This is a genomic window from Streptomyces recifensis, assembly GCF_002154615.1.
GTDB classification, from domain to species: Bacteria; Actinomycetota; Actinomycetes; order Streptomycetales; family Streptomycetaceae; genus Streptomyces; species Streptomyces griseoluteus.
Genome location: NZ_MUNH01000350.1, coordinates 1 through 6,245 on the forward strand (window position 1 = coordinate 1; position 6,245 = coordinate 6,245).

Here is a 6,245-nt window from a genome sequence, read left to right on the forward strand (position 1 = left end):
GCCGATCAGTGGCTCGGCCGCGGGGCCCGCCGGCCGAGCCACTGATCGGCGTCCCAGGCACGGAACCGCTCCACTTCGGTGAACCCGAGCTTGGCCGCGAGGCGCATCGAGCCGGCGTTGGCGGTCTGGGTGGCGAGCACCACGGGCTCGCCGGGCAGGGCACCGTCGAGCCAGTCGAGCGCCGCCGCGCAGGCCTCGGCGGCGTACCCGAATCCCCACGCCCGCGGCAGGAACAGGTAGCCGAGATCGACCTTGCCCTCGGCAACGGGGCAACGGTGCTCAACCGGCCTCCTGAACATGATGTGCCCGATCATCGCCCCGTCGAGGGCGACGACGAAACTCCCGGGCCGCAGACCGGGCACCTCGGCCATCTCGCGCTCGAGTTCGTCACGCGGCCGGGGGCCGCCGAGATACGTATGCACCTCCGGCGAGGCGTACAGCTCGATGAACGCCGCCCGGTCCCCTGCCTCGGGCTCACGCAGCACGAGTCGCTCGGTCCTGATCGGTGCGGGCGGCCAGGCAACGGGTCCGAGATCAGTCATGCCGACCAGCCAATCAACAGACTCGGCACCGATCAAGACTCCACAGTCGCGGCCAGTGCTTCGGCGCCGGGGTGCGTGAACCGCACGGGCCTGCCCAGCGACCGGGCGTAGGCGATTTCGGCCCGGGTGCTTTCTCCGATGTAGCCGCCGACCACGAGCACCTCGTCAGCGAGCCGGATCTTCGCCCGGTGCAGGTCGTCGAGTCGAACCTTCAGCGCCCCGGCCTCGGCGGGGTCGGACCAGAGTTCATGCGGCGACTTCATGTCACAGCCCGGCTTGACGACAATCCTTCCGGCCGCGGTCTCCCGCACATCGGCCTCGTTCATCTCGGTCATGAAGCGGGTGGAGCCGCAGATCACGACGATACGCGGGAGGCCCGACAGCCTCTTCGCCTCGGCGAGTTTCTCCTCGGGACCGAGCGATTGCGGGTTCGGCACCGACTCCTCCTGACGGTGTGGTCCACGGCGTGCCTGACGAACGACGTGGCCACCGTACCGGCGGCGCCCGCACGACCGGCGACGCACACGACTGGCCGGCCCGCTCGCCCCAGCGGCGGAACCTGGGCCTCCTCCTCGACTAGGACCCCGGGTACGGCGCCGGGCCCTCACCGACGAGCCGGTCGGTGTGGGAGACCACCGCGTCGATGAGCTTCGGCCAGAGTTCTCGGGGGCGGTCGTGGCCCATGTCGGGGATCAGCAGGAGTTCCGCACCGGGCACGAGCTCCGCGGTGCGCTTTCCGCCGCTGGGGTCGATCAGCGTGTCGTCCAGGCCATGGATCACGAGCGTGGGCACCCGCAGTTCACGGAGGGCGTCCGCGCGTGAACCGCTGAGGATCATCGCGCCGAGTTGCCTGCCGACTCCCGCGGGGCAGTACGAGCGGTCGTAGCTCGCGGCGGCCAGCTCACGCTGCGCGGCGGCGTCGCCGTAGCGCTTGGAGGCCCACACCAGCTCCTTCTCCGCCGCCCTGACGTATCCCTCGCGGTCCGCCGGTTTCGGGCTGGACACGGTCGCCTGAGCCTCGGGGGTGGACCGGCCGTATTCGGTCTCGCCGGTCGAGGACATCATCGACGTCAAGGTCAGCACCCGTTCCGGGGAGGAGAGGGCCATCGTCTGGGCGATCATCCCGCCCATCGAGCTGCCGACCACATGGGCGCGTTCGATGCCGAGCGCGGTGAGCAGGCCGAGTCCGTCGTCGGCCATGTCGCGGAGCCGGTAGGGAACCATCGTGAGGGCGGTGGGGATGTCACCCGAGCTGACGGCGGCCATGAACTCGCCCATGTCGACGGGGTGCTCGTCGAATTTGGTGGACAGTCCGCAGTCGCGGTTGTCGTAGCGGATCACGTACCGGCCACGGTCCGCCAGCGCCCGGCAGAAGTCCTCGTGCCAGGCGAGCAGCTGCGCACCGAGACCCATCACGAGCAGGACGGGTGGGTTCGCCGGGTCGCCGAAGCTCTCGTACTCGATGGACACCTCGGGCGACACGACAACATTCGGCATACAGGAATCCTGCCACGGAGGGCCCCCGGAGAGCCGGCGCGTGCTCCCTACTCCTCCAACCGCCCCAGATCGGCCCGTTCCTCGTCCGTCCACCCCGCGATCGCCTCGGAGAACCACCCCACCAGCGAGCTCGCGCAGCGATTCGCCGACGCGGCCCCTTCCCGCGTCGGCTCGATGAGGCCGGCGCGGCGGTCGTGGGGGTCGGAGACCCGGTGGACCGGACCGCGGTGTTCGAGGGACCGGACCTGGCGGGTGACGTGCGGGCCCACCACCTGCATCCGTTCCGCGATCTCCCCGATCCGCCGCGGACGGTCCGCCATGTGAAGGGTCATCAGGACCCCGACCGCCGGGCGGTCCTGCGCCGGCCCGGCCGCCTCGGCCGCGCTCCGGGAGACGGCCGTGGTTGACGGCGTTGCTCAGCTGGGCCAGGCGGGGCACCACGGCGAGCACGTCGGCCGACGGGGCGTCGGGGGACTCTGCGTTCACTTCCGGCCCGGTTGCCTCCCCCAGGAGGCGGGCCGCGCCCAGCCGCTGAGCCGGTACCGCCCGCGGGGCACCTCACGTGCCCGGCGTCAGCGGCTGGGCCGGGTTCAGACTCCGGTGGCGGTCACCGCCGAGGCATAGACCAGGGCGACCCTGTGGTTGTACTGGATCGTGTACATCTTCTTGGCACCGACCACGACCGCACCGGAGGAGAAGTAGTCGTCGGTGTTGACCGGCGGACGCGTGGCGACGTACGCCTGACCGGCGGGGACGGTGTAGTAGCTGAGCGCCGCCTGGGTGGAGGGGGAGAGCCCCGTCGGGTACTCGGACGGGTCGGGGTAGCTGGAGCCGTAGACCGCGACCGGGTTGGCGCCCGCGGCGGAGACCAGGGTGACGCCGGGCGCGGGAGTGGTGTTGGCGCCGGCCGGGTTGAAGAACCAGACCTTGGTGCCGCTGTACCAGATGGCGGTCCAGTCGCCGTCCGTGTCGGCCACCACGAACTGCTGGCCCGCCTGCGCGGTGGAGCCCCAGTCGCTGATCCGGTCGGTGCCCGAGGCGCCCTTGTGGATGGCCTGGTCACCGAAGAGCGGCGCGGTGGCGCTGGGCGCGGTGCGCAGAGGGACGAAGTCGGCGGCCTGCTCCTGACGGACGCAGGAGGGGGTGGCGCCGGTGGGGTCGTCGCCGGGGCAGATCTGCACGGTCTGCTGGTTGCCGGCGAAGCCGGGCGCGATCGTCACCGCCGAGCCCACCGGGCCGACCCCGTGCTCCCCGGTCACCGGAGCCCCGAGCAGGCTCATGAAGTGCTCCCAGTCCCAGGCGGTGCCCGGGTCCCAGTGCATGCCGGCGATCAGGCCGGAGCTGGGGCCCGCCACGTCGTCGTGACCGAGGATGTGCTCCCGGTCCAGGGGTATGCCGAAGCGGCCGGCGAGGTAGCGCACCAGGGACGCCGTCGCCTGGTACTGGGCCTCGGTGTACCAGGTGGCGCCGTGCGCGGCGTAGCCCTCGTGCTCGATGCCGACGGAGTGCAGGTTCGTCGAGTAGTTGCCCGCGTGGTACGCGACGTCCTTGGTCGGCACCATCTGGGTCACCGCGCCGTCCGAGGACCGCATCACGTAGTGCGCGGAACTGCCGCCCGGGTTCTGGAACGTGGAGATGGCGGACTGGTAGGACGACTCGGTGTCGTGAATGACGATCGTGTCGATCCGGACACCGTTGGCGGGCCGGTTGGAGACCTGGCCGTTGGACGCGGCCGCCGGTACGAACGTACAGGTGACGTCGGACGGGCACTCGGTGGCGGTGGCCGTCGCGGCACCGGCCCACTTCCCCTTGGCGGGACGCACGTTGCCGTCGGCGGCCATCGACACGCGCTGCCCGTCGGAGGTGGTGCGGGCGGCGCCGGTGCGGAGGGTGGTGAACACCCGGTCGGCGAACGCCGTGGCGGTGCGCTGCCCGCCGGAGCCGCTGTAGCGGGCCACCGCGCCGTACCACCGGCCGGGGCCGGCCGAGAGGGTGCCGCGCACGGACTTCTGGTAGGAGGCGAGCAGCGCGGCGCCGCCCGCGATGTTGGCGGCGGGGTCCTCGCGCAGCTCCGCCGGGGACAGCCCGGTGAGCTCGGCGGCCGCGCGCAGGGTGTGCAGTGCGGGGTCCTTCGCCAGGTCGGCGAGGTCGGCCCGGCCGACCGCTCCGGCCGCGCCGGAGGCCAGCATCGCGGGGGTGACGTCGGTGAGGTGCATCGGGCCGTAGCCACCGCTGGTGCTCACCTGGCCGGCGTGATCGTCCCACCCGGACTCCTGGTAGGAGACGGCGAGCAACACCTGGGCGGGTACGTGGTACTTGGCTGCCGCGGCCGCGAAGTCGTGCTGGCGCGCCCCGGGCCCCGAAGGCGCGGGGGTGGCGGCCTGCGCGGTGGCGGGCACCAGGCCGGTCAGGGCTCCCGCCGTCAGCGCGCCCGCCGCGGCCAGAACGAACAGCCGGTGCCGTGCGGCAGGCTTTCGGGCGGCGTTCCCCGTGGTTCTTTCGCTCTTCATTTGTCTCCGCGCTCCATGGCAACCAGGAAAGGGTAAAAAGGCATTGGTCATCGCATTGCCGCCCTTCATTTCGAGCGTCAATTCCTTTACAGATCAACGGCGTTCGAACCGTATGGCCATGGAACTGAGTGGCGCAACCAGCCCCGCGAGACCATCACGGGCTCACCCGATCACCAGGCGGTCGCGGCACGGACCGGCCGGTCAGGCTAGGTTTTGCCCATGGCTCCACCCCCACGGCAGACGCCCGCACCGACGCCCGCCACTCCCCCGGACCCCGGTCAGGACGGGCTGATCAGGGTCCGTGGTGCCGACGAACACAATCTGCGGCATGTCGATGTGGACGTACCCCGTGACCAGGTCGTGGCCTTCACCGGAGTGTCGGGGTCCGGCAAATCGTCGCTCGCATTCGCCACCATCTACGCCGAGGCCCAGCAGCGCTACCTGGAATCCGTAGCGCCGTACGCCAGACGGCTGATCGATCAGGGCGCGGCCCCCAGGGTCGGCTCGATCACCGGTCTGCCGCCCGCCGTGGCGCTGCGCCAGCAGCACAGCGGGGGCAGCACCCGTTCGACGGTGGGCACCGTCAGCCGGGTCTCGAACGTGCTGCGCATGCTGTACTCCCGCGCCGGCACCTACCCGGCCGGACGGACCCCGGAGGACCTCGCCGGAACGTTCCCGCGCGACGCCGCGCCGCTGGACTCGGACAGCTTCTCGCCGAACACCGCCGTGGGCGCCTGCCCCACCTGTTCCGGCCTCGGGCGGCTGCACAGCGTCGACGAGAGCAAGCTCGTGGGCGACGACTCCCTGAGCATCCGGGAGGGCGCGATCGCGGCCTGGCCGGGCGCCTGGCAGGGCAAGAACTACCGGGACATCCTCGCCGAGCTGGGCATCGACATCGACGTCCCCTTCCGCGAGCTGCCCGCCGCCCGGCGCGAGTGGCTGCTGACCACGGACGAGCAGCCGACGGTCACCGTGCACCCGGTCCGTGACGCGCACCGGGTGCAGCGCTCGTACCAGGGCACATACATGAGCCCCCGCAAGTGGGTGATGCACACGTTCGCCACCTCCAAGGCGGCGCATCTGCGGGCCAAGGCCGCGTCGTTCATGTCCGAGGAGATCTGCCCGACCTGCCACGGCAAACGGCTGAACCCGGAGGCGCTGGCGGTGACCATCGCCGGGCAGGACATCTCGGTGGCCACATCCATGCCGCTCAGCCAGCTCGCGGCCTTCCTGGAGTCGGCCCGCGACCACCCCGACACCCTGGCCCTGCCGGCCGAGCGCAGGCAGGCCGCGCACGCCCTGATCGGCGGCCTCCAGGACCAGCTCGGCACACTGACCGATCTGGGCCTCGGCTACCTCGCCACCGGGCGCGCGACCTCGACCCTCTCCAGCGGCGAGCTGCAACGGCTGCACATGGCCACCCAGCTCCGCAGCGGCCTGTTCGGCGTGCAACCCGGCCGAGGGCTCGTCCAGCACGTACAGCACGCCGAACAGGCCGCTGCGGAGCTGGGTGGCCATGTGCAGCCGTTGCAGCTCGCCGCTGGAGAGGGTCGAGGTCGCGCGCCCGGTGGCGAGGTAGCCGAGGCCCAGATCGGTCAGTGTGCCGAGCTGGTCCTGGAGGCCGCCGATCAGGGCGTGCGCGGCCTGCCTGCGCTCGGCCGGCAGGGCCAGGGTGTCGGGGTGGTCGCGGGCCGAC

General features: G+C 71.7%; 6 protein-coding genes. 1 reads left to right on the top strand and 5 read right to left on the bottom strand.

Annotated features, from left to right (window positions below; translation table 11 throughout):
- Positions 1-5 precede the first annotated feature (5 nt).
- From CCN33_RS18775 to CCN33_RS18795, 5 genes are all read right to left on the bottom strand, one after another.
- The gene (locus CCN33_RS18775) at positions 6-542 is read right to left on the bottom strand and encodes a GNAT family N-acetyltransferase (RefSeq protein WP_086694741.1); all 537 of its coding nucleotides are present in this window, start codon (positions 540-542) and stop codon (positions 6-8) included.
- A 32-nt stretch (positions 543-574) separates the two neighbouring features.
- Positions 575-979, bottom strand: coding sequence for a hypothetical protein (locus tag CCN33_RS18780; RefSeq protein ID WP_086694738.1), 405 nt, complete (start codon positions 977-979; stop codon positions 575-577).
- Positions 980-1,118: 139 nt separating this feature from the next.
- Positions 1,119-2,039, bottom strand: coding sequence for an alpha/beta fold hydrolase (locus CCN33_RS18785; RefSeq protein WP_086694739.1), 921 nt, complete (start codon positions 2,037-2,039; stop codon positions 1,119-1,121).
- Positions 2,040-2,086: 47 nt separating this feature from the next.
- Positions 2,087-2,359: a MarR family winged helix-turn-helix transcriptional regulator gene (locus CCN33_RS33110; RefSeq protein ID WP_244173861.1), complete on the bottom strand. Its 273-nt coding sequence runs from the start codon at positions 2,357-2,359 to the stop codon at positions 2,087-2,089.
- Positions 2,360-2,629: 270 nt separating this feature from the next.
- Complete coding sequence (locus CCN33_RS18795; RefSeq protein ID WP_086694740.1) at positions 2,630-4,549, bottom strand: N-acetylmuramoyl-L-alanine amidase; 1,920 nt, start codon at positions 4,547-4,549, stop codon at positions 2,630-2,632.
- A gap of 219 nt (positions 4,550-4,768) precedes the next feature.
- Between CCN33_RS18795 and CCN33_RS18800 the strand changes: the two genes are divergently transcribed.
- Positions 4,769-6,245 (top strand): excinuclease ABC subunit UvrA (locus CCN33_RS18800; RefSeq protein ID WP_483027247.1); only part of this gene is annotated, 1,477 nt, incomplete at its 3' end.

Coding starts and splice junctions, on each gene's coding strand:
- CCN33_RS18795 (WP_086694740.1), bottom strand. CDS start 4,549: ATGAAGAGCGAAAGAACCACGGGGAACGCCGCCCGAAAGCCTGCCGCA.
- CCN33_RS33110 (WP_244173861.1), bottom strand. CDS start 2,359: ATGGCGGACCGTCCGCGGCGGATCGGGGAGATCGCGGAACGGATGCAG.
- CCN33_RS18775 (WP_086694741.1), bottom strand. CDS start 542: ATGACTGATCTCGGACCCGTTGCCTGGCCGCCCGCACCGATCAGGACC.
- CCN33_RS18785 (WP_086694739.1), bottom strand. CDS start 2,039: ATGCCGAATGTTGTCGTGTCGCCCGAGGTGTCCATCGAGTACGAGAGC.